Source organism: Nocardia sp. NPDC004573, assembly GCF_053602135.1.
Genome location: NZ_JBSGDA010000028.1, coordinates 47,391 through 67,420 on the forward strand (window position 1 = coordinate 47,391; position 20,030 = coordinate 67,420).

Annotated in this window: 19 protein-coding genes; 7 read left to right on the forward strand and 12 right to left on the reverse strand. The window is 69.4% G+C overall.

From position 1 onward, the window contains the following. Positions 1 to 9: 9 nt before the first annotated feature. Positions 10 to 1,359: an acetyl-CoA carboxylase biotin carboxylase subunit gene (locus ACWEKR_RS30650; protein ID WP_452357413.1), complete on the forward strand. Its 1,350-nt coding sequence runs from the start codon at positions 10 to 12 to the stop codon at positions 1,357 to 1,359. 62 nt (positions 1,360 to 1,421) lie between these two features. On the opposite strand, the gene ACWEKR_RS30655 is transcribed toward ACWEKR_RS30650, so the two are convergent. The 3 genes from ACWEKR_RS30655 to ACWEKR_RS30665 form a co-directional block, all read right to left on the reverse strand. Next, on the reverse strand, positions 1,422 to 2,291 hold the full coding sequence (locus ACWEKR_RS30655; protein WP_452357414.1) for an AfsR/SARP family transcriptional regulator: 870 nt from the start codon (positions 2,289 to 2,291) through the stop codon (positions 1,422 to 1,424). Positions 2,292 to 2,488: 197 nt separating this feature from the next. Next, positions 2,489 to 3,145, reverse strand: coding sequence for a class I SAM-dependent methyltransferase (locus tag ACWEKR_RS30660; RefSeq protein WP_452357415.1), 657 nt, complete (start codon positions 3,143 to 3,145; stop codon positions 2,489 to 2,491). Between the two features lie 105 nt (positions 3,146 to 3,250). After that, positions 3,251 to 3,454 (reverse strand): hypothetical protein, encoded by a 204-nt coding sequence (locus ACWEKR_RS30665; RefSeq protein WP_159848000.1) that lies wholly within the window; start codon positions 3,452 to 3,454, stop codon positions 3,251 to 3,253. 454 nt (positions 3,455 to 3,908) lie between these two features. Between ACWEKR_RS30665 and ACWEKR_RS30670 the strand changes: the two genes are divergently transcribed. Both ACWEKR_RS30670 and ACWEKR_RS30675 read left to right on the forward strand, forming a co-directional pair. Continuing rightward, a complete protein-coding gene (locus tag ACWEKR_RS30670; protein WP_195086568.1) occupies positions 3,909 to 4,739 on the forward strand; it encodes a mycofactocin-coupled SDR family oxidoreductase in 831 nt (276 codons plus the stop codon). A 125-nt stretch (positions 4,740 to 4,864) separates the two neighbouring features. Continuing rightward, the gene (locus ACWEKR_RS30675; RefSeq protein ID WP_452357416.1) at positions 4,865 to 5,254 is read left to right on the forward strand and encodes an STAS domain-containing protein; all 390 of its coding nucleotides are present in this window, start codon (positions 4,865 to 4,867) and stop codon (positions 5,252 to 5,254) included. Between the two features lie 104 nt (positions 5,255 to 5,358). On the opposite strand, the gene ACWEKR_RS30680 is transcribed toward ACWEKR_RS30675, so the two are convergent. Further along, entirely contained in the window at positions 5,359 to 6,390 is a 1,032-nt protein-coding gene (locus tag ACWEKR_RS30680; protein WP_452357417.1) for a DoxX family protein, read from the reverse strand. A gap of 201 nt (positions 6,391 to 6,591) precedes the next feature. On the opposite strand from ACWEKR_RS30680, the gene ACWEKR_RS30685 reads away from it, so the two are divergent. Further along, complete coding sequence (locus ACWEKR_RS30685; RefSeq protein ID WP_452357418.1) at positions 6,592 to 6,876, forward strand: hypothetical protein; 285 nt, start codon at positions 6,592 to 6,594, stop codon at positions 6,874 to 6,876. Positions 6,877 to 6,883: 7 nt separating this feature from the next. Here ACWEKR_RS30685 and ACWEKR_RS30690 read toward each other — a convergent pair whose 3' ends face one another. The 6 genes from ACWEKR_RS30690 to ACWEKR_RS30715 all read right to left on the reverse strand — a co-directional run bounded on the left by ACWEKR_RS30690 (position 6,884) and on the right by ACWEKR_RS30715 (position 14,844). Beyond that, positions 6,884 to 7,738 carry an alpha/beta fold hydrolase gene (locus tag ACWEKR_RS30690; RefSeq protein ID WP_452357419.1) on the reverse strand — a complete coding sequence of 285 codons (855 nt, stop codon included), beginning with the start codon at positions 7,736 to 7,738 and terminating at the stop codon, positions 6,884 to 6,886. 85 nt (positions 7,739 to 7,823) lie between these two features. Next, a complete protein-coding gene (locus tag ACWEKR_RS30695; protein ID WP_452357420.1) occupies positions 7,824 to 9,575 on the reverse strand; it encodes an N-acyl-D-amino-acid deacylase family protein in 1,752 nt (583 codons plus the stop codon). A gap of 4 nt (positions 9,576 to 9,579) precedes the next feature. Then, on the reverse strand, positions 9,580 to 11,229 hold the full coding sequence (locus tag ACWEKR_RS30700) for a class I adenylate-forming enzyme family protein (protein ID WP_452357421.1): 1,650 nt from the start codon (positions 11,227 to 11,229) through the stop codon (positions 9,580 to 9,582). 36 nt (positions 11,230 to 11,265) lie between these two features. After that, on the reverse strand, positions 11,266 to 12,312 hold the full coding sequence (locus ACWEKR_RS30705; RefSeq protein ID WP_452357462.1) for an NAD(P)-dependent alcohol dehydrogenase: 1,047 nt from the start codon (positions 12,310 to 12,312) through the stop codon (positions 11,266 to 11,268). After that, the gene (locus tag ACWEKR_RS30710) at positions 12,312 to 13,469 is read right to left on the reverse strand and encodes a serine hydrolase domain-containing protein (protein ID WP_452357422.1); all 1,158 of its coding nucleotides are present in this window, start codon (positions 13,467 to 13,469) and stop codon (positions 12,312 to 12,314) included. The genes ACWEKR_RS30705 and ACWEKR_RS30710 overlap by 1 nt, the downstream gene beginning before the upstream one ends. Before the next feature lie 7 nt (positions 13,470 to 13,476). Continuing rightward, the gene (locus ACWEKR_RS30715; protein ID WP_452357423.1) at positions 13,477 to 14,844 is read right to left on the reverse strand and encodes a flavin-containing monooxygenase; all 1,368 of its coding nucleotides are present in this window, start codon (positions 14,842 to 14,844) and stop codon (positions 13,477 to 13,479) included. A gap of 212 nt (positions 14,845 to 15,056) precedes the next feature. Here ACWEKR_RS30715 and ACWEKR_RS30720 point away from each other — a divergent pair, with 212 nt between their 5' ends. Together ACWEKR_RS30720 and ACWEKR_RS30725 are read left to right on the forward strand one after the other, a co-directional pair. Continuing rightward, positions 15,057 to 15,674, forward strand: a complete 618-nt coding sequence (locus ACWEKR_RS30720) for a TetR/AcrR family transcriptional regulator (RefSeq protein WP_452357424.1) — start codon at positions 15,057 to 15,059, stop codon at positions 15,672 to 15,674. Positions 15,675 to 15,981: 307 nt separating this feature from the next. Then, on the forward strand, positions 15,982 to 16,731 hold the full coding sequence (locus ACWEKR_RS30725) for a DUF6319 family protein (protein WP_452357425.1): 750 nt from the start codon (positions 15,982 to 15,984) through the stop codon (positions 16,729 to 16,731). A gap of 1 nt (position 16,732) precedes the next feature. Here the strand turns inward: ACWEKR_RS30725 and ACWEKR_RS30730 are convergent, their stop codons facing one another. After that, complete coding sequence (locus tag ACWEKR_RS30730) at positions 16,733 to 18,265, reverse strand: diguanylate cyclase domain-containing protein (RefSeq protein WP_452357426.1); 1,533 nt, start codon at positions 18,263 to 18,265, stop codon at positions 16,733 to 16,735. Next, positions 18,265 to 18,804, reverse strand: a complete 540-nt coding sequence (locus tag ACWEKR_RS30735; protein WP_452357427.1) for a hypothetical protein — start codon at positions 18,802 to 18,804, stop codon at positions 18,265 to 18,267. Before ACWEKR_RS30735 ends, ACWEKR_RS30730 begins: the two co-directional genes overlap by 1 nt. Between ACWEKR_RS30735 and galK the strand changes: the two genes are divergently transcribed. Beyond that, positions 18,795 to 19,913, forward strand: coding sequence for a galactokinase (gene galK / locus ACWEKR_RS30740; RefSeq protein WP_452357428.1), 1,119 nt, complete (start codon positions 18,795 to 18,797; stop codon positions 19,911 to 19,913). The genes ACWEKR_RS30735 and galK overlap by 10 nt on opposite strands. Positions 19,914 to 20,030 lie beyond the last annotated feature (117 nt).

The following is a 20,030-nucleotide window of genomic DNA, read 5'->3' on the forward strand; positions in this document are numbered from 1 at the left end:
GGGGCCGGAATGTTCGAAAAGATCCTGATCGCCAACCGTGGCGAAATCGCGCTGCGCGTCGCACGCACCTGTCGCGAGCTCGACGTGCGCACCGTCGCGGTGCACTCGGTCGCCGACGCGGAGTCGGCGGTGGTCCGCTTCGCCGACGAGGCGGTGCAGATCGGCCCGTCCGCGGCCAAGCGCAGTTACCTCAACGCCGCGGCGATCCTGGCCGCCGCCGAGCTCACCGGCGCGGACGCGATCCATCCGGGATACGGATTTCTCTCGGAGTCACCGGATTTCGCCGACGCGTGCCGAGCGGCGGGCATAACGTTGATCGGACCGCCCGCCGACGTGATGGCCCAGCTTGGCGACAAACAGTCGGCGCGCACGCTGATGGCGAAGGCGGGACTGCCGCTACTGCCGGGCAGCCTCGATCCGCTCGAACTCGACGAGGCGCACGCACTCGCGGATTCGATCGGCTTCCCGGTGATCATCAAGGCCGCCGCGGGCGGCGGCGGGCGCGGCATGCAGGTGGTGCACGAGAGCGCGGCCTTCCCGCGCGCCTATCAGGAGACCAGGGCGACGGCGCGGATGCTGTTCGGCGACAGCCGGGTGTACCTGGAGAAGTATCTCGCCGCGGCCAGGCATGTCGAGATCCAGGTGCTGTGCGACGGACACGGTACGGGCGTGCACCTGGGTGAACGCGACTGCTCCGTGCAGCGCAGGCATCAGAAATTGATCGAGGAATCACCGGCTCCGCTGCTGCCCGAAGGGCTCGCCGAGCGAATGGGCGCATCCGCCGTGCACGGTGTGCTGGAGGCCGGCTATGTCGGCGCCGGAACCGTGGAATTCCTGGTCGACCGGGACGGTAACTACTATTTCATGGAGGTGAACTGCCGGATTCAAGTAGAACATCCGGTCACGGAAATGGTGACCGGCATGGATTTGATCGCCGAACAGATCCGTATTGCGGCGGGGCAACCTCTCGGCATTACGCAAGACGACATTGTTCCGCACGGTGCTGCGATCGAATGCCGCATCAATGCCGAAGACCCGGCCGCCGAATTCGCGCCTGCCCCGGGAATACTGGCGGAGTTCATCCCGCCCGGCGGGCCGTTCGTGCGCGTCGACACCCACGCGCACGCCGGTTATTCGATACCTCCGCACTATGATTCGCTGTTGGCCAAACTCGTGGTGTGGGCGCCGGACCGGGACCGGGCGCTCGCGCGGATGCGGCGGGCGCTGGAGGAATTCCGGATCTCCGGCACCCGCGTCGCGACCACCCGGGATTTCCTGTGCGAGGTGCTCGACCACCCGGCCATGCGCGCCGCGACGCACACCACCGGCTTGGTCGACGAACTCCTCGGACGGAGGTGAGCACGCCGCACGTGCGCCCGGCCGTCCCGCGCGGTGGGAGGCCGGGCGACGTCACGGCCGCGTCAGGCGGGCTCGGCGGTCGCCGCGCTGAATTCGGGGGAGTGCCACCCGATCAGGTAACCGGCGTGGCGGCTGTTGAGCATCGCGCTCACCGAGACGTCGGAGGCGGCCAAGATGTCCCGGTGCAGTTTCTGCAGCTTCTGGCACGGGTCGAGTCCCAATTCGGCCTGCATGGACTTGCTGAACCGCTGGTAGGAGGTCAAGGCGCGGGCGCGCTGGCCCGACCGGCACAAGGCGAACATGTAGTACGCCTGCAGCCGCTCGTGCAGCGGGTGCTGCATGGTCAGCCGCGCGAGATCGGGACACACCTCGCGGTGCCTGCCCAGCCGCAACTCCGCCTCGACGCGCAGTTCGATGTTGGTCAGCCGCAGGTGGTCCAGATGCGAGATCTCGGCGGCGAGCGGAATGCCGCCCTCCACGTCGACCAGAGCCGGACCGCTCCACAGCGCCTCCGCGGCGCTGAACAGATCCACCGCCCGCTGGTCGTCGCCGGTCTTGGCGGCGCACCGGGCGGCCTCGGACATGGATCGGTAGTCGCGGAGATCGAACACGCAGTCCTTGACGTCGAAGGAATAGCCTTTGCTGCGCGTGCGCAGAAAGCGTTCGGCCACCTCGGCCTGCCCCACCCCCAGTCGCTCCGCTATCTTCTTGCGAATTCCGAGTACATAGGTTTGCACGACGGTCACCGCGCTGCGCGGCGGATCGTCGTTCCACAGTTCTTCGATGAGGGTCGTTACCGGAACAACGGTGTCGTGCCGGACCAACAGTAATGCCAGCAACTGCCGCTGCTTCTGTGCAGTCGGCGTAGCGTTGTGATTGTTCAGAGCAAGCGTCAACGGACCTAATACGCGAGCGCAAACTGGATACTTCACTGGGAGCTCTCCTACGGGCGACTATCCCCCCGACCGACGTGAGATTCTCGGTTCCCACCGCGTTGTAGGCACCGTCCACAGTAGCGAGAAATCGGTATCGCCACCATGAATCCTGAGTAATATCGGAGTTAATTCCATGCGGTGGTTATCCGAATTCCCCTCCAGTGCAAGGAGATTCGCCCGTTATTTGCGCCCGATCAGTCCCGACGAATTCGTAGGATGTTGTCTTTTCGCGTGCTCGGTTGTCCTTCGGGGCTCGGGTGCTCGCGCTCGACGACCTCCTCGACTTCCACCCGCCATTCGGCCGGGTCGAGCGCGAGGTCGGCACGTACCTGTGCGGTGGTCGGAAAGTGCACGTCGGCGGGCGGTTCCGCGACCCAGGCCGGCCATTCCGCATGCCCGACGATCAGCAACAGCCCGCCGGGCGCCACCGCCTCGGCGGCCCGGCGCAGGATTCGCGTCCGTTCACCGTTCTGGGCGAGCGGCGAGTGCAGATACTGCGCCGAGACGAGGTCGAACCGTCCGGCCGGGAAGGTGTGATCGAGATCGTGCCGCTGCCAATCGATTGCGCCGGGAAATTCCTGTCGTGCGGCGTGCGCCCTGGCGCGAGCCAGGGCCGTCTCCGAGACGTCCACCGCGGTGACCTGCCAGCCGCGCTCGGCCAGCCAGATCGCGTCGGCGCCCTCGGCGCAGCCCAGGTCCAGCGCCCGGCCCGGGGCGACCGCGTCGATCTCGCGCACCAGCAGGAAGTTCGGCCGCCCCGACCAGACCTGCTCGCGCTCCTGGTAGAAGGACTCCCAGTATTCGACCGTCGTTGGCGTCGTCCGGTCGGCGTGATGGTGTGTGGCGCTCATGTGTCCCACCCTCCATCGGATCGGCCGAATCGGCAAATATCGTTGCCGATCCGGCAACCGGAGTCGGTGCTCGTCACGCGCGGCCCTTACCCGGCCGCGCGCGGGTCAGCAGTCGTCGAGCGGGTCGCGCAGGATCATGCCCTCGGCGGCGCGCAGGCGCGTGGTCATGGTCGTCAGCAGATCGACGGAATCCTCGGAGAGGCCGATGGCCGTGTGTAGCAGCCTGCGCAGCCGCGGGCTGGTGAGCCGGTCGGCCACGGTGCTGTCGTGCTCGGTCGGTTCGGCGTCGAGCTGTCGGTCGAGATTCACGGGAAGGTACTCACAATCGGTCATCGGGCCCCCAGAAACCATTGTCGATGCGCCGTCCGCACCCGGAACGACGCGTGGGCACGGGCAGGATCGTTCCGGGGCGCAGCGTACATCGCGCACAATTGGTCGCTGGACCGGGTCGGAATGGTTACAGGTGGCCTCCGTGCCGCAGTCGGGTCGGTTCGTCCGTGCCGTGTCCGTGCCCGATCCGCCGCCGAGACCGCACTCATTGTTCCACTGTCCCTGTGGAATTCGGCAAAACGCCCCGTCGGCGCCGGTCGACTCTGCGCCCCGCGGCCCGCCGCTGTGCGCGCCGGGAAGCATCACCGCTGGTCCGTCCCCAGCTCTGGGAAATCGCCCCGACGGCCCGGTCCGGCAGAAAATCGCGAGCTCAGCTCGGCCGCGCATGACACGATGGGTGGCGGCCGGAGCAGCGACCGAGGAGAGGCCAGTCATGGGAAACCTCGACGACCGGGTAGCCGTGATCACCGGGGGCGCCCGCGGACAGGGGCGCGCGCATGCCGTGGCGCTGGCGAACGCGGGTGCGGACATCGTGGTGTGCGATATCGCCGCACCCCTGCCCGGCCTTCCCTACGAGCTGAGCACTCCCGACGACCTGGCCGAGACCGCCGACTTGGTCGAGCGGACCGGCCGCCGCTGCGTCGCCGTCCAGGCCGACGTGCGCAGCCTGGAACAGATGCGGGCGGTCGCCGAGCGCGCGCTCGAGGAGTTCGACCGCATCGACATCCTCGTCGCCAACGCGGGCATCGCGTCCAACTCGCCCGTCGCCGAGATGGACGAGCAGCTGTGGCGGGACATGATCGACACCAACCTTACCGGCGTCTTCCACAGTTTCCGCGCGGTCGTGCCGCACATGATCGAACGGCGCTGGGGTCGTGTGGTGGCCACCTCGTCCATCGTGGCGAAGATGGGCGTGCGCAACGCGGCGCATTACGCCGCGAGCAAATGGGGCGTGCTCGGCTTGGTGAAGTCGCTGTCGCTGGAGGTGGCCGAGTACGGCATCACCGTGAACGCCCTGCTGCCGTCCGGCGTGGACACGGACATGATCCAGAATCCGGCGACTTGGCGGCTCATGGTGCCGGACAAGGAGAATCCGACCAAGGAGGACTGGATGGCGATCATCGAATCCGGCCCGCCGAACGGCGACCTGATCCAGCCCGCCGAGGTGGCCGAGGCGGTGTTGTTGCTGGTCTCCGAGCACGGCCGCCATTTCAACGGGGAGGCTGTCACCATCTCCTGCGGCGGGAGCGCCAGTACGTCCTAGAGCCGGGCGTCCGGCCGGAAAGCGCGGTGCCCGAACGCGGTCGGTGCCTGTACAGACCTGCGGCACCGTGCTTCACTGGAAACACCACGTCTGTGCACTGCCAGCTGCCGGCCAGGAGTCAGCGCATGTCACGTCACGCCGAATGGGCTGTCCCGCTGCAATTTTCGGTGTGCCGCCCGCGGCGCGACGTCACCATGCTGATGGTCGCGGGCGATATCGATGTCGCGACCGCGCCCCGCTTCCGTGCCGAACTCTCGTGCGCCCACCTGCGCCGCGCGGCCACGCTCGTGCTCGACCTGTCCCCGGTCACCTTCCTCGCCGCGGCGGGGCTGAGCGTACTGGTCGAGGCGCAGACCGAAGCCACGCGCGCACGCCGCCGGATGATGTTGATCACCACCAAGCGCCCGGTGGACCGCGCCATCGACGTCACCGGCCTCGCCGACCGGTTCCAACGGGTGGCCTCGCTCGACGCCGCCCTCGTGGTCCTAGGACACGGCTACGACGAGACCGCCTGACCGGCGGGCGTGCCGCCAAGAGCGGCGATGCGCTACGGCGGCCGGACTGACCGCCGTAGCGCCCGGGTTCGCCGCCGGACTGGAGCGAGGCGGCGTCCGGAGGGTCAGTGCCGACGCGACTCGATCGCCTCGCGGGCCGCGTGCGCCGTTTGTGCTCCACGTTCGCGGGCTACCTGCGCGGTGTGCGCGCCGCGTTCCCGCGCGGCGTCGGCGATCTCCGGTCCGCGCTCTTTGGCGATCTCCGCCCACTCTGTCCCGCGCTGCTTGGCCAGATCCGCGAGATGGACACCTCGTTCTTTGGCGAGCTCCGCCCATTCGGTGCCGCGCTCTTTGGCGATCTCGGCCCACTCCGCGCCGCGTTCCTTCGCGATCTCCGCCCAGTCGGTGCCGCGCTCTTTGGCGATCTCGGCCCAGTCGCTGCCGCGTTCCTTGGCGATCTCGGCCCACTCCGACCCGTGTGCCTTGGCGGTCTCGGCGAGGTCGCCGCCGTGTTCCTTGGCTGCCTCGGCCCACCCCGGGCCGTGACGCTGGGCCGATTCGGCGAGTTCGGAGCCTTTGCTCGCGGCCACCGCTCCGAGCGCCCGCGCTCGCTCGGCGGCCTCGTGCGCGTGCTTGCGCAACGCCGCGCCGGTATTGGTGTCCGAGGCGGCGCCGAACGGAAGCGCGGCGGTGACCGCGGCGGCGGCGTCGCGTGCGGCCCGGCGGCCGCGCCAGCCCAGCGACGGCTTGCCCTCGGTGTCGGCCGCGGCGATCATCAGGCCGCCGAGCAGCCCGAGATCCTTGAGGAACGCGTTCCGCTTCGCCGACTTGCGGGCGGGGTCCTGCTCGTTCCAGAAGTCCTGCTCGGTGACGGCCGCGGGCACGACGGTCGCCGCGAGCACCAGGGCGGCCAGGCGCGGCGCCTTACCCAGGGCCAGCAGGACGCCGCCGCTCACCTGGGCGAGGGCATTGACCTGCACGACGGTCGTGGGATTCGATGGCAACTTCGTGGCGATTTCTTCGGGGAGCTGCCGATGCCCCCGTTCCAGCAGCGCGTTCGCGGCCTTGACCCGCTCATCCGGGCGCCGCAGCGTATCGACCCCGTCTACCACGAACGCGGTGGCCAGTAGTGGCCGGGCGAGTCGGCGCAACAACATGACAGAACCCCTTCCCTTGATGTCGTCATGTTTCGGATTCCCGCGCGATTCGTGACCAAACAAGCCCGTCCGCCGCCGTGTGAAGGCCACCTCATCCGGGTAACAGCTAATCGAGAAAGATCGATCCAGGGGGAAGGCACCGCGGCCCGCAACGGGCCTGCGCTCTCGCCTGCCACCCTGCCCCGCCGGAAGGTATCTGCTGTGAACACCCGTACGGCCACAACGGCTTTCGATGCCGTCGTCGCCGAGTTGCCCGCCGCGCCCACCTGCACGTTCCGCTTCGATTCCGTGCCCTGCCGTCATCGTGCGGAATGGTTCATCCGGAAACGATCCTGCTGCTACCCGGCGGGCGTGGATTTCCTGTGCGAAACCTGCCATACCCGCATCCACTGGATGCTCGATATCGGCGTGGTGTTCGAATGCGCAGGCTGCGGCGTGCGCTCGGCGAGTTTCGCCGAGCTCTGCCCGACCGCGGCTCCGCTGTGAGCGCGGTTCAGTGGCCGCCGGACTGCTTCGGTACGAGCACGTCCGCGGCGGCGAGAAAGTCGATGATGATCGACGTGACCTGCTCCGGGGCCTCCACCATCGGAAGATGACCGCAGTCCGGGAGTTCCACCGCGGTGTGCGGGCGCAGCCTGCGGTTGAGCCGGCGGCTCGCCTTCGCCGACAGGATGCGATTGCGCCGCCCCCAGATGGTGCAGATCGGCGGGAATCCTTCGGGCGGATCGAACGTGTCCAGCGTGCGGTAGGACGGGAAATCCTGCACCAGGCCGTGCAAGGCCAGCAGCCTGCCCCGATCGGTCCAGTGCGCCCGCACGCGCGGCTCGTGCTGGTTGTTGCGGGCACGTCCGCGGGGGCCGAGCTGATTGCCGACGATCAGCGAGACGATCGCGCTCGGCAGCGTGATCCGGCTGGCCAGTGGCGCCAGTGGCAGCCGCGCGTCCAGCCAGGCCAGCCCCGCGGACTGTCCGGAGCTCACGGTGTCCGAGGTGAGCGGATTGAGCAGCACGAGCGCGCGCACCCGCTGTGCGTTGCCCATGGCGTAGCTCAGCGAGGTGGCGCTGCCGAGGCAGTTGCCGATCAGCACCACGTCGGTGAGGCGGTGGGCGTCCAGGAACGCGGTGAGCATGTCGACGTAATCGGTGAGGCGGTAGCCCGTCGCGGGCCGGTCGGATTGCCCGTAGCCGGGGAGATCGAGCGCGAAGACCTCGTGGTCGTTCCGTAACGCGGCGACCTGGTCGTCCCAGATGCGGCGTTGCGTGCCGGCATTGTGCAGGAACACGACCGGGGAACCGCTGCCGGTCCGGTCGAAGACCACGGCCCTGCCCTGATGTTCGAAAACGTCCACGCCGACTCCTACGCGCCGTCGGCGAGCGAGCCGACGACATTCCGCGATTCTACGTGGCCGTTTCGTCCGGGCAGGGCCGATCGGATCAGCGGACCGCGGTCGCCGCGCGCAGGAACCGGCCGGTCCGGCGGGCGCCGAGCGCTGGGGCGGGAGCGCCGTCGCCGAAGACCGGCACCCCGCCGACGAACACCGCGGTGACCGCCTCGTCGTTGCGATTCACCATGCGCGGTAGGTTGTCGAACGGGGCGAGCGGGGATTCGTGATACGCGTCGAGCGAGTCGTCCAGGCCAGCCGGATCCAGGACCACGGCATCGGCTCGGTCGCCCACCCGCAGGTGCCCGGCGTCCAGGCCGTACCAGTCCGCGAGTTCGCCGGTGAGCCGGTGTACCGCCTGTTCCACCGAGAGGAACGGACGACCGGCATCCGCGGCGTCGCGCACCCGGCGCAAGAAGCGGAGCCCGAAGTTGTAGAACGCCATGTTGCGCAGGTGCGCCCCCGCGTCGGAGAAGCCCAGCTGCACGCCGGGGTCGGCGGCGAGCCGATCGAGGACCGCGGGTCGATGATTGGAAATCGTTGTCCGCCATCGGACCTTGGTGCCGTGCTCCACCACGAGATCGAGGAAGGCATCCACGGGATGCGCGCCGCCGCGGTCCAGGCCCACTCGGCCGAAGGTCTTGCCGATGACCGACGGGTCGGGGCATTCGACGATCTGCGCGTCGAAGAAGTCGCGGTGCCAGACCCGTGGACCGAATTTCTTGTCGTAGTCCGCGCGGAAGCGGCGGCGATAGCGTTCGTCGCGCAGCAGTTCCCGGCGTCGGTCCACCTGATCGGCCAGGTGCAGCGCCTCGGCGCCGGACCCGAACTCCTCGAAGACCACGAGATCGATGCCGTCGGCGTAGACCTCGAAGGGCACCGGAAGGTGCTGCCAGCGGAAATCGGCGCCCAGCGCGTTCAGCACCCGCGCGATCAGCGGGAACACATGCACCACACCGGGAATCGCTTTGATGTCGGCGGCCGAGAGCAGGCTGACCTTCAGCGGTCTGCGGAACAGGCCGAGGCTGCTTGCCGCCATCGTGATCAGGCTGTGCGGCCGGGATACGTCGGGTCCGCCCTGCAACGCTCCGCCGCGCCGGCGCAGCACCGAATTGAGCAGGTGCCGTTCCCGGGTAGTCGCGTAGGTCGACGGCAGCGTGCGGGAGCGGCACACTTCGCCGTCCAGTTTGTCGAACAGCAGCTGCTGGGAGGACATGCCGACGAACCCCGCGTCCAGCGCCTCAGTGAGTTTTGCTTCCATCCCGGCCAGTTCGGCGGCATCGGGGCGGACATCCTTGCGCGTCGCGCGGTCCAAGCCCATTTCGGCGGCGCGGATATCGGAGTGCCCGATGAACGCGGCGACGTTCGGGCCCAACGGCAGTCGCTCCAGCGCGTCCGCGTACTCCTGCGCCGAGCGCCAGGTCTTGTGCTCGCCGACCGCCGCGACGACGTGCTTGCGCGGGATCGCCTCGACCCGCGCGAACAGGTCGGCCGCGTCGGAGGCGTCGACGTGCACGGTGGACAACGAGCACGAGCCGAGCAGCACCGTGGTGATGCCGTGGCGAACCGATTCGGTCAGCGCCGGATGCTGAAGCACCTCGACGTCGTAATGGGTGTGGATGTCGAGCATGCCCGGGATCACCCACTTCCCGGTGGCCTCCACGACATTCGGACAGGCGGGGTCGTCGATGGGCTCCGCCGAGATGGTCTTGATCCGCCCGTCGTGGATGCCGAGGTGGCGGATCGCGGACGGCGCGCCGGTGCCGTCGAACCAGCGGCCGTTCGCGATGATCGTGTCGTACATGGGTCTACACCTCGAGGTCGGCCCGCACGACCTTGCCGGTCGCGTTGCGCGGAAGCGCGGTGGTGGTGAGCCGCCAGCGGGCGGGCACCTTGTAGTAGGCGAGCCGCTCGGCGGTGAACGCGCGCAGCTGCTCTTCGCTGGTGGTGGTGCCGCTTTCGACCACCACCAGGGCGGCGACCTGCTGGCCGAGGTCGGCGTCGGGCACGCCGAGGACCGCGCATTCGCGCACCGCGGGATGCTCCTCGAGGCACTGCTCGATCTCCGTGGGGTAGACGTTCTCCCCGCCGCGCAGGATGAGATCCGAACGGCGCCCGGACAAACGCAGCCTCCCGTTCTCCAGCACCCCGATGTCGCCGGTACGCAGCCAGCGGTCCGGAGTGATCGCCGCGGCGGTGGCGGCCTCGTCCTGCCAGTACCCGAGCATCACATAGGGACTGCGCAACCAGATCTCGCCTTCTGCGCCGTCGGGGACCGCGTTGCCCGCGCTGTCGCGGATCTCCAGCGCGACCCCGACGACCGGTCGCCCCACGGTGTCCGGGAACGCCGCCAGCTCGGCCGGGCTCGCCAGTGTCGCGGCGGTGCTGCATTCGGTGAGGCCGTAGCTGGTGACCAGCGCGTTGCGCGCGACGGGCAGCTGATCGCGCAACTGCTGTTGCAGCGCGGCCGAGGACGGCGCCGAGTTCAGCGAGAACGCGGCCAGCGAGGACAGGTCGTAGGCGGACAGGTCGAGTTCGAGCATCCTGCTCGCCATGGTCGGCATCGCGCCCCAGTTGGTGACGCGTTCGGCCTCGATCAAACGCAGCACCCGGTCGGCGTCGAACGACCCCTGGTGGATCACCGCCGCGTCGCCGGTGACCAACCGGGGGACCACGAGGTTGTGCAGGCTGGCGATATGGAACAACGGTGAGGTGAGCAGGAAGCGTCGGCCGCTGGGCAGTTCCGTCGCCCCGGTGAGCGCGGCGGCCAGCGCGTCGTTGAAGACGTGATAGTCGCTGACCGCCACCACATTCCGATGGGAGTGCACCGCCCCCTTGGGTCGTCCGCTGGTGCCGCTGGTGTAGAGGATCACCGCGGGGTCGTCTTCGTCGATCTCGGCGTAGGGCAGTTCGTCGGTCCGGTAGTCGGTGATGAGCGCGAGGACGTCGTGCTCCATCGTGAGCACCGGGATCCGGATGTCCAGCTCCGCCACCAGCGCGGCGCGCTTGGCGTCGACCACGAGCACGGCGGGTGCGGTGTGCTCGACGCCGTAGGCGATCTCGCGCGGCGCCCACCACGCGTTGTAGCCCACCGCGATCGCGCCGAGCGCTTGGGCCGCCCAGAACGTGAGCACCCATTCGGGTGTGTTCGCGGCGAGAATGCCGACCCGGTCGCCCTTGCGGACGCCGCATCGGTCACGCAGGGCCGTGGCCAGTGCCGCGACCGCGGCGGCGTGCTCGGCGAAGGACATCGTGCGCTCGGCGGTGACCAGGTAGTCCCGGTCGCCGTGCTCGGCTGCGGCGACGAGCACTTCCCGCAGCGAGGACTTGCGATGGCGCACCACCGGCATGGGCGCGCCGAGCACGTCCTCGACCGCCATCTCGAATCGGCCACCGGGTCCGGTGAGCCGGGCCGCGGCTTCCGCCACGTACGCCTGCGGGTCGAAGGGTTTCGTCATATCAGGTACTTCCTCGTCTCTGCGCGGGTCGATTCGTCACGGTTCGGGGACCAGGACCGCGCGGCCGGTGATCAGGCCGCGTTCCAGCCGGTCGAGCGCGGCGCGGCCCTCGGCCAGCGGATAACGCTCCACCTCGACGCGGAGCTTTCCCGCCGCGGCCAGCGCCACGGAGTCGATCAGGTCGGACTTGGTGCCGCCATAGGACTTGCGCACCGACGCACCCCACGGCCAGCCCGGGCCGCCGGCCGGCGCCGCCGTGATCTCCGGCGCGCCGCCGCCCAGACCGATCATGCGATACGCCCCGTTGGGCGCCACCGACTCCACCGCGAGCCGTGCGGTCGCGTCGACGCCGACGAAGTCGAACACCGCGTCCGCGCCGCGGCCCTGGGTCCGGTCGAGGATCTCGCGGGCGGTGTCGTCGCTCGCCAGGAGACCTTCCGTCGCACCGCAGCGGGCGGCCAGCTCCAGCTTGTCGGCGCTGACGTCCACCGCCAGCACCCGGGCCGCCGTGGTCGCGACCAGAATCTGCACCGCGACGTGACCGAGCCCGCCGATGCCGATTACCACCGCCACCGATCCCGGCCCGAGCTGCTCGCGCGCGCCGCGGATGGCGTGATAGCTCGACAGCGCGGCGTCGGCCAGCGGCGCGGCCTCGCCGAAATCCAGGTCGCCGATCGGCACGAACGAACTCGCGGGCACCCGGATGTAGTCGGCCATTCCGCCGTCCGGCCCGAGGCCGGGGCACGGCGGCATGGCGGTGCGGCCCGCGGCGCGGCAGACGTTCTCGTTGCCGCCGGCGCACTCCCGGCAGACCCCGCACGACCAGCACAGATACACGATGCCGCGCTCACCGGCCCTGCGGCCGTCCACCCCATCGCCGACGGCCTCGATGGTGCCCGCGATCTCGTGGCCGAGGGTCAGCGGCTCCTCGCGTATCCGGAAGGGGATGTGCAGCACGTGCAGGTCGGAATGGCAGATGCCCGCCGCGCCCACGCGCAGCAAGAGGTCGGTGGGACCGATCCGTGGGATCGGCACCTCGCGCAGTTCCAGCACACCGGGCTCGGTGAGCTGCAGGGCCCGCATCATCCGCGCACCGCCGCGAACGTCGCGCGCAGGTAGGCGTCGGCGCGGTCGGAGCCGATGAGGCCGGGGGCCATCCGGTTCATGGTGTAGGCGAACGTGGTGCGGTGCTCGAGGTCGTTGACCACCATCGCGCCTCCGTACCCGGCCCACCAGCACACCCGGCCGTCGGGCACTTGCGGGGCGGTCTGCCGCTGCGGCAGACCGTAACCGATGCCGAACCGCAGCGGCACCGCAAGTGCGAGATCCACGCCGTCGGCCTGCTGCTGAAAGATCAGGTCGATCGTCTTCTCCGACAGCAGCCGCCGCCCGTCGAGCTCACCGCCGCAGGACACCAGTGATTGCACCCGCGCCACCGAGCGGGCGTTGCCGTGACCGTTCACCGCGCCGATCTCGGCCTGCCGCCAGCCCGCGCTCGCGGTCGCGGCGATGTCGAGCAGCGGGCTGGTGAGCGTCTTGACCAGCACGCTGTCCTGGTCGAGCGCGGCCAGGTCGAATTCCGGCACGGCGGGCGGGATCAAGGTGGCGATCCGCCCGTGGTGCTCGGGCGCGGTGCCGATGTGGAAGTCCGCGCCCAGTGGCCCGGCGAGTTCCGCCGCGAAGAACTCGCCCAGTGAGCGTCCGGTGACCCGTCGGATCACCGCGCCGATCAGATGGCCGTAGGCCAGCGCGTGATACCCCGACGCGGTGCCCGGCTCCCACCACGGCGGTTGGCTCGCGAGGCGGGCGGCGGAGGCTTCCGCGTCGTAGATGTCGGCCAGCTCGATCGGCGGCTGCCAGCCCGAGACGCCGGAGGTGTGCGCGAGCAGATGACGAATCTCGATGTCGCCCTTGCCGTTCGCCGCGAACTCCGGCCAGTACCTGGACACCTTCGCGTGCACGTCCAGCTCGCCGCGCTCGACCAGCAGCAGGGCGCTCAGCGCGGTCATGGTCTTGGTGAGGGAGAAGACGTTGACCAAGGTGTTCTCGGTCCACGGCGCGGTGCGTTCCGGGTCGCGGTAGCCGCCCCAGAGGTCGACGACCGGTTCGCCGTCGACCGTGACGCAGATCGACGCGCCCAGTTCGTCCCCGGAGACGAGCCGGGTCTCCAGTTCGGTTCGGACCCGCTCGAATCGCTCCGCGCAGAATCCCGATGTGGCGGTTCCCGTGGTAGTGGTCATCGCCGCCTCACACGTGTTCGAGCGTGCGGGCCGGAACCGGTAGCGCGTTCCCCGCCGCGGCCGCGCGTTTCGCGCCGCGCGCCAGTTCCCGCCGCAGTTCTCGCACATACGGTTCGAATTCGATCTGGATGGTGTGCCTGGGAGAGTCGTAGTAGCGGCCCGTCCGGGCCGACTCCGCGGACCGGATGGCTGCCCGCATCTCCTCCGCCGACGGCAGGTGGTAGCGCCCGGTCAGGTAGGCGGCGACCAGCTTGCTCTGCTGCTCGGCGAAGTTCACCAGCGTGGGCAGCGGCTGGGCCAGGCCGAGGAAGAACAGATTGTCGACGCCGGGCTTGATCATCTGCTTGAACAGCGGGAAGCGGTTGTCGGCGTCGGGCAGCAGGTCGGGATCGGCGAAGAACGGGAAGGAGATGCGGTAACCGGTGGCGCAGACGATCACGTCCACCTCTTCGACACTGCCGTCGGAGAAGCGCACCCGCGGCCCCTCCAGCGCGGCGATCGCGGGTTTGAACGTGACGTCGCCGCAGCCGGCGCGATGCAGGAACTCCTCGCTCGCCGAGGGATGCGCCTCGAAGGGCAGATGGTCGGGCTTGGGCAGGCCGTAGTCCTCCATGTTGCCGCGGAACTTCCGGACGAAGCGCTGCTTGAGCTTCAGCCCCAGCTTCGGCGGCATCCACCGCGGCATCGAACGTTTGTCGCCCACCTTTCCGTTGACGTACTTCGGCAGCACCCATACCCCGCGACGGGCGGAGACGAAGAGTTTCGCGGCGATGAATCGCTGTGCCAACTCGGAGGCGATGTCCAGGCCCGAGTTGCCCATGCCGACCACCACCACGCGCTTGCCGCGCATGTCGACGGGATCGAACGGGTCGTTGTAGGCGTGGCTGTGCAGCAGCGTGCCGTCGAACTCTCCCGGATAGTCCGGAAGGCGGGGGTCCCAGTGATGCCCGTTGCAGACCACGAGCGCGTCGTAGTCCTTGGTGCGCCCGTCGCTGGTGGTGATCAGCCAGCGGCCGTCGGACGCGCGTTCCGCGGCGGTCACCACGGTGCCGAACACGATCCGGTCGCGGATGCCGAAATGGTCGACGTAGTCGCGGAAATACTGGAACAGCTGGGAATGGTGGGGGAAATCCGGCCACTCGTCGGGGGCGGGATAGTCCTCGAAGGCCAAGCGGAACTTGGACGTGTCGATGTGCAGGCTCTGGTAGCAGGCCGACATGCCGTTCGGGTTCTTGTAGTACCAGTTGCCCCCTACTTCGTCGGACGCTTCGTAGCAGTCGAAGGGGATGCCGTGGTCGTTCAGGCGTTTGGCGGCGGTGATCCCGGAAGGGCCCGCCCCGATCACGCAGACGCGGGGGAGTGCGGTTGACGTCATTCACTGTCCTCGTGCTGGAGGGCCGTCCTCGACGACGGCCGAACCGTCCGGCGCGGATCCCGCACCGGAGTGACGTAGGCAACAAACTAACACTCACTAGACATGCTGTCTAGTGAGTGACGCACTGTCCATCCAAGCCTTCGATGCGTAGACTCCCTTTGCGGAAGCAGCACGTCAGGACGGCTTTGACGAATTCGAGGTACGTGTCCACCATGCGGACGAACGCGAACACCAACCTGCGGGACGAGCAGAAGCAGCAGACCCGGGCCCGGCTGATGGATGCCGCCAAGGAGCTGTTCGCCGCCCGCGGCTACGCGGCCGTGCGCGTGGACGACATCGCCGCCGCGGTCGGTTGCAGCCGGGCCACGTTCTACCTGCACTTCGCGGGGAAGCAGGAGATCTTGCGCGCGATCGCCGAACAGGGCACCGTGCCCACCGCGCTGCACTTCTATCAGGACCTCGACCGGGTGCTGGAGACCGGTTCGCGCGCCGAGTTCGCCGACTGGGTAGCCCGCGCGATCGAGTGGTTCCACGAGTACAAGGACCTACTGCCGGCCTGGGACGAGGCGACCGCGCTGGAACCGGAGTTCCGCGAGATCGCCCGCACCGGCATCCTCGCCTTGCCCAACGCGATGACCGCCTACCTCGCCGGGTGGCCCGCCGACCGGCGCGACGAGGCACGGTTGCGCGTGGAATTGCTTGTCGCCCAACTCGAAAGGTTCTTCACCCGCTGGGCGATGCAGGGCACCATCGACGTCTCGGTGGACCAAGCCGTCGAGGTGCTCACCGACATCTGGTTTCCCGCGCTGCGCGCGCCGACGGCGAGCTGATCGCGCCTGGTCGTCCGTACCACATCGCTGCGCCGATACCGCGTGGACCGGCATCGGCGCAGCCGTGCGTCGTCGAAAGGCGATCGCCTCGCACGGGTTCCGGCGATCATTCCGTTCGCGAGCGCACCGGAGCCCGGCATGGCGACGACGAGTGCGCCGAAGCGGGGGAGTCCTGGCTTTGCCAGGTATTCGCTGAATGCTCGAACCGAGGTGTCCGCAGGCCGGATTCGACAGCGGCCCGCAAATCTGTCGGCGTCGTGGGGCATCATCTGTGCACGCAGCCAACCACGAATCGCTCGGAGTTACCATGCCGTCCCCACGAACCAAGCCGCAACCTCTGTCGGACAGCGAGATTCAGCAGATCGCCACGGACATAGCCGGTGGCCGTCCGCCCATGGTGTGGTTCACCGCCGCCGCGGTCGGCGTTCCGGAGGGGCGCTCGGGCAAGGTGATCGCGCTCGGCGATCCGGCCGACGGTGACTTCCTACAGGTCCGGCCGACCGGATCGAAGGATGTACTGTCCTTCTCTCCCGTCGAGGTGACCTTGACCAAGCCGCCGCGAGGGACGGCGGGCGCTACCGCCCAGCCGAAGTCGACCAGGAAGGAATCTTCTGTGACCCAGTCGTCGACCACGACGAACACCACCGCGCAAGCCGAGCCGGCGAGCGCACCCGCGCCTTCGGCCGCCCCGAAGCCGGCCGAGGCGTCCGGGGAAGCGGGCCGCGCGAGCAAGCAAGCCCCGGCGGCGACGGCGCCGAAACCCGCCAAGACCGCCGCCGCCCGCAAGGCCAAGGCGCCCGAGGTCACCGTGACGCTCACCGGCACCGCCGACGGCGAGTGGTCGATCGATGTGGTCAGCGGAAAGAAGCGCACGCTGCGCGGCATCCCGGTGGCGGGCTCCGCCGTGGCGCAGGCGGCGAAGATCCTGCATCCCGAGGTCGCCGAAGTGGTCTCCGGGGTCCTGGAGGCGTTGCGCGGGGTGCAAGAGGCCAAGGTTCAGCAGTTACAGGCCGAGCTCGAGGAGGCCAGGCGCTTGCTGGACGAGCTGAGCGACTGAGTCACACCGCCGGACTGGCGGATCGGGCGGCAGCGCGCCAGATCCGGCGTACGTTCTCGGGCGGCGCGCGGTGCACGTCGCCATGGAACGCGTAGCCGAGCGAGTGCTGCTTCGCGTGATACATCGCCGCGTCAGCGTCGCGTAACAGGGTGTGCATGTCGGTGTCCGAGCTGCGCGGACCGGCGCACGCCACGCCGACGCTCGCGGTGATCGGGATCTCGCCCGCGCTCAGCCCGAACGGCCGGACGAACGCGCCGAGCAGCCGTTCGGCCAGCACGGCGGCGTCCGGCCGGGCGAGCGGGGCGAGCACGACGAATTCGTCGCCGCCGTAGCGGGTCACCACGTCCTCGCGTCGCACGACCCGCCGGATCCGGCTCGCCGCCGTCGCGATCAGCTCGTCGCCGACGGCGTGGCCGTAGCTGTCGTTGACCCGCTTGAAGCCGTCGAGGTCGATGAACAGCAGGCAGATCGGCTGCTCGGCCCACTGTTCACCACGCTGGCGCAGGGCGCGCAGCAGCGCGGCTCGGTTCAGCAGGCCGGTGAGCATGTCGTGGTCGGCCTGATACTGCGCGCGCCGCTCGCTGCGCGCGCTGCGCACGATCGCCCGCTCGCTGCGCACCAGCATGCCGATCAGCAGCAGCGCGAACAGCGACGACACCACCGCGCGGTCGAGCGGCCGCAGGCTGGATCCGACCACCGGGACCAGTGAGGCCACGATCAGCGCGATCGCGATGAGGCTGGCGCGCTGCCTGGAGTGGTGCGGGTGGATACGCCGCGGCGTGCCGAGCGTGGCCATGGTCGGGTGCAGCGCCGCGACGCCCACGGTGGCATAGGCCGTGAGCAGGGGAGCCAGCAGCACCTCGCGTCCGAGCGCGGTCGCGCCCGCGGTTTCCAGGGTGTAGCCCAGGTCGCCGAGCAGCACGGCGATCAATCCGGCGTGCAACAGCCACAGCGAAGTCTCCGCGCGCGTGGAGGTGGCCATCGAGTGCGCCACCACGGTGAGCAGCAGCGCGTCGAGCACCGGGTAGGCCGCAGCCACCAGCGCGTCCAGCCCGGTCGCGGTGGACTGCAGGATCGGTGAGATGAGGAAGGTCCAGGAGGCGAGCAGCGCGCCGAGTCCGATGAGGGCCGAGTCCAGCATCAGATCGTAGTTGCCGTGCACTTGGCGCGGCCACAGCCAGATCAGCGCGGCGAACCCGACGCCGAGATAACCGAGCAGGGTGAACGCGTCGTCGAGCGGATGCACCGCGTGGTCGCCGACGTCACGCAGCGTGGTGCCGGTGGCGAACAGCACCGCCGAGCCGGACAACAGATACCACGGCAGCGGATGCGCGGGCCGGTACGAACGCATCCCGACAGCGACCATGGCTACGGTCTCGCCGACGATGACCACCATCGTCACGAACGCCACCAGTCGCGAGTCGAGCGCCAAGCGGACCGCGATCGCCGCCCCGCTTCCCCCCAGAAGTACCGCGTACCAGCCCGCTCCGATACTGCGCCGACAGTTGGTCTGTGGCTGTTCACTGGGTGTCATCAGCCCCCCTTGGTCGCTCCGTCCCCGGTGCACCGGGCCGCGTAACAGATCTGGGAATCCTCCACCGCGACTTCGACGTTCGCCTGTTCGTCGAGCACCGCCCGGATGCTGTCGGCGAACGGGAACCGAGTGTTGTTGTACGAGCAGATGTCCCGACCGACCGCTGCGCGCTCGGCAACCAAAACCTGGACAACTGATTTGATCATGGCATGGAACGCCGCTGCTTCGCGGGCAGTTGGCGCAACAAGAAGAAATGCGTCGACGTGCGCCATGACGTCGGCACGCGGGGTCGGCCATCTGCGCCCGGAACTCCGCGGATGCGATACCTGCCGCGCGACGGCCTTCGTTCCAGGCCCGAATGCCTTTGCGCAGGTGGGGGCACGGGCGCGGCCGAAGATATCGCAGGCCGGTCTTCCGTCGCGATCGATGGTGCGTCCCCGAACGCCGATCACGCAGCCGAGCGCGTGGAACAGAATGCTCGCGCGCGTGTCTCGTACCCTTGCACCGACCGAGACAGCGAGGAGCGAGTGTGCGGACATGGGTGGCGCCGGGCCGGGTCAACATCATCGGCGAGCACACCGACTACAACGACGGCTACGTCCTGCCCATCGCGTTGCCGCAGGTGATGCGATGCACGGCGGCGGCTCGCGCCGACGGATCCGTGCGGGTCGGCTCACGGCAGCAGCCCGGCGAGCCGGTGCTCGTCGCGGTGTCCGACCTCGCCGCCGAGCGGGCCCGGATGCCCGGGTGGGCGCGTTATCCGCTCGGGGTGGTCGCCGAGTTCACTCGGCGGGGCCACCGGATTCCCGGTGTGGATCTCGACCTCGACGGCGAGGTTCCGATCGGCGCGGGCCTGTCCTCCTCGGCGGCGCTGTCCTGCGCGGTGGCGATCGCACTGCGTGATCTGTTCGCCCCCGGCCTGACCGACCGCTCGTTGATCGACGTGGCGCGCGCTGCCGAGAACGACTACGTCGGCGCGCCGACCGGTGTGCTGGACCAGTCGGCCGCGCTGCTGTGCACGGCCGGGCACGCGCTGCTGCTGGACGTGCGGGCCTTCGCCGCCGACACCACCGCGCCGCGCGGGACCGAGCAGATCCCCTTCGACCTCGCCGCCTTCGGACTCGAATTACTGGTGATCGACACCGGGCAGCCGCACGAACTGGTCGACGGCCGCTACGCCGAGCGGCGCGACCAATGCGCCGCGGCGGCCGCGGCGCTCGGCGCGGGCACCTTGCGGGACGTGGCGGCGACCGATGTCGGCCGGATCGCCGACGACGTGCTGCGCCGCCGCGCCAGGCACGTGGTGACGGAGAACGCCAGGGTGCTCGCGGTTGCCGAGAAATTGCGAGAAGGCGCCGACCCGCGGGGTATCGGCCCGATCCTGACGGCGGGGCACACCTCGCTGCGGGATGACTTCGAGGTGTCCACCGCAGCCCTGGACACAGCCGTCGACGCCGCGCTGGCCGCGGGGGCGCACGGCGCGCGGATGGTCGGCGGCGGATTCGGCGGGAGCGTCGTCGCGCTGGTCGACCGCGACCGCACCGCGACGGTGGTCGAGGCGGTGCGGCGGCGCTTCGGCGACGCGGGCCTTCCCGGTCCGCGCACGTTCGTGGTGGTCCCCGCCGCCGGAGCGCATCGAATCGGCTGAGCGCCCGGCCGGATTTGTGCGCGAATGTGCCCCGCCGGTAGGCATGATCACGCAGAGTGGTGTCTGCCGACACCATTCGGCGGGCGACGAAGAGGTCGCGCGCGCCGGGCAGCACCA